This is a genomic window from Paenibacillus darwinianus, assembly GCF_000598065.1.
In the GTDB taxonomy this organism is placed as follows: Bacteria; Bacillota; Bacilli; order Paenibacillales; family Paenibacillaceae; genus Paenibacillus_I; species Paenibacillus_I darwinianus.
The window spans coordinates 1-1982 of record NZ_KK082213.1 but is presented as its reverse complement, the minus strand read 5'-3'; the positions used below and the strand labels follow the sequence as shown (position 1 = coordinate 1982).

Below are 1982 nucleotides of genomic sequence, written 5' to 3'. Positions count from 1 at the left end.
CTCGGGGTGAAGTTGTTCGGCGGGGAATATGTGAAGCAAAGCGTGCTGTCTTCCGGCACCGGAAGCGCAGGCGGCATATCCGGGCTGATCGGCGGCCTGGATCGATGGGATTACGCCATTCTCGGTTTTATCGGCCTGTCGGCCGTGCTGGTGGTCACGCTGTTTGTTCGCAGACGGTCCCGGCTGCAGCAGCCGTCCGTCGGTTTTCCAACCGTACTCGTTCTGGCGGTTTCATTCTGGGTGCTGTACAAAGCCGAGAAGCTCGGATTGCCTGCCGTCCTTCCTGCGGCTCGTCTCGGCGCGTTCTATTCGCTTGTCGCCGCTTTGCTCATCGGGGTTGCGCTGCTCACGGTTGGCCGGGTGGTCGACCGCAGTCCCCGCAAGCCGCTGATTACGGGCATGATCGGGCTGTTGGCCGCAGCGCTGCTGCTCGCCGGCGGATTCACGCTGCCGAAGCCCGAGGGAAACCGCTATCAGTACGATGAGGCGGTCCAAACGTATTTGAGAATACGAGGCGAGATCGTGACCGGTGACTGGACGATTGTATCGCCGGTCGACGAGTTTCCGCTTGTTGAAGCGTACGGGTGGCATATGAATCTGTGGGAATTCGTCCGCGATGCCGAGCCGGGAAGCGGGACGGCGCCAGGCTTGCCGACCTCGAACGTATTTTTCTACGTGGAAACGATCCCGTTGGAAGAGAATACGCCGATCGTAGCGGCCGATGCGAGGAAACCTTTTCCCGTATTCACGAAGGGAGATCTGTCGGCTTTCTATTACAAGGGCGAGAACCGCCGCATTCTTGAAGCGAAGATGTACCGCTGGGTGCAGTGGTATATGCGGAAATACCCGGACAAGATGACTTTATATGCCGATACGCCGAATTTGAAGGTTTATCGGCTCAAGCAGGAGGCGAGGATTCCTCCCGTGAAGCTGCCGGTTCTGCCCAGGGAAACGGAGGGGGTCTGGTAAAATGGCGCTTCTGCTTACGGACGGCATGCTGCGCATGACACTGGCTGCTGCACGATCGGTCGGCGCTGCGGGCGTGCCCGTCGGGGTCGGTGAGACCAGCTTGATCAACACGGCCGCCTTCTCAAAATATTGTGGGGAACGGTGGCGCTACCCCGACCCGAGGGCGTTCCCCGGCGCCTTCCGCGAATCGCTTGCCGACCGGCTGGAACGGGGCAAATATCGCACGGTGTTTGCGATGGACGAACCCGCTCTGGACATTGTGGTCGCCAACCGGCGCGCGCTCGGGGAGCTCTGCGAGCTGCCGGTTCCGCCAACGGAAAGCTACCGGATCGCGCGCGATAAAGGCCTTTCCGCATGGGCCGCAGCGGCCGCCGGAGTGGAAGCGCCCGCGACGGAACAGCCCGCTTCCCTGGAGGACGTATTGCCGATGGCGCGAAAGTTGTCGTTCCCGGTCGTCGTCAAGCCGAGAAACAGCTCGGGCTCCCGCGGCATTCGCGTCGTGTATGCCGAGGAGGAGCTGCCCGCCGTGTATGAGGCCGTTCACTGCGAGTTCCCGTTTCCCGTGCTGCAGGCGTATATTCCGGCCGGCATCCGTTACGACGTCTGCCTGCTTTACGACCGGGAAGGGCGGTTGAAGGCGTCCTTCGTCCAGAAGGAACTGCGGCATTTTCCGCATCCGGCGGGACCGAGCACGATGCAGCAAAGCGTATGGATGCCGGAGCTGCTGGAGCGGGCCAAAGCGGTCATGAGCCGGCTGCCGTGGTACGGGGTGGCCGAGCTGGAATTTATGGTCGATCCCCGCGACGGTATTCCGAAGTTTATGGAAATCAACCCTCGCTTCTGGGGCTCGCTCCATCTGGCGGTCCGGTCGGGCGTCGATTTTCCCCGGCTGCTGTACAGAATTGCGCTCGGTGAGAGGGTTAAGGAGGTCACGGCGTACGAGGTTGGCCGGTTGTGCCGCAACTTGTTTCCCGGCGAGGCTTTGCAGGTTCTGGTCCGGCCGGACCGGATGC

General features: G+C 61.7%; 2 protein-coding genes. Both read left to right on the top strand.

What is annotated here, in order from left to right; translation table 11 throughout:
• A partial coding sequence (locus BG52_RS16220; protein ID WP_036667519.1) for a hypothetical protein occupies positions 1-969 on the top strand: 969 nt, incomplete at its 5' end.
• A gap of 1 nt (position 970) precedes the next feature.
• Positions 971-1982, top strand: a 1012-nt coding sequence (locus BG52_RS13955; protein ID WP_036667518.1) for a carboxylate--amine ligase, incomplete at its 3' end; no start/stop codon positions are given.